A 574-nucleotide genomic window follows, 5' to 3' on the forward strand; every position below is an offset into this window, starting at 1 on the left:
CCGTCCCTGGCGGCTAGTGCGATTCGCTGCACCGTGGTGAACAGCCGCTGCTCGCGGCCGACGTTGAGGACTTGCCCGTCGTGGTCGAACCGGATCGGCAGGATCCCGGCTTCGCAGATGAACCGGTCCACCGTGTGACCGGATACCGGGTCGGGGTGCCCTTCGATCCGGCCGAACCCGGTTCCCTCCGGCATGGTGGTGGTCAGCACCCGCACCGCCGGCTTTCGCACCCCGCAGAGATTCCGCGGGTCGGCGGCGACCCCGAGCCGCAGCAGTTCGACGAACCCGTCGGCCTGCTGCTGCTCCGGGGTGCGCTCGTCGTCCAGGATCCGCTGCGCCCGCTCCTGCTCCACCGGGTCCACAAACCTGGGACCACCACGCCGGGGTGAGGTGATCGCCTGGAACGTCTCCAGCACCTCAGCACCACCGGACTCCGGTGCCAGCAGGAAGTCGCCATTGATCATCCCGTCCGACCGCCGGAACACTCTGAAATACCGTTGCGAATGCCGCTGCGCCTCCCGCACCGCGATGCCCTCCGCGTCGATCTCGTCCCGCACCGCCCGCGCCCGCTTCA

1 protein-coding gene is annotated in these 574 nt (G+C 69.3%); it reads right to left on the reverse strand.

Annotation, left to right across the window (positions count from 1 at the left end; all coding sequences use genetic code 11):
- The coding region (locus ACFFGH_RS34435) for a DUF222 domain-containing protein (RefSeq protein ID WP_386677487.1) at nt 1-574 on the reverse strand (574 nt) is incomplete at both ends.

This window comes from Lysobacter korlensis (assembly GCF_042434515.1).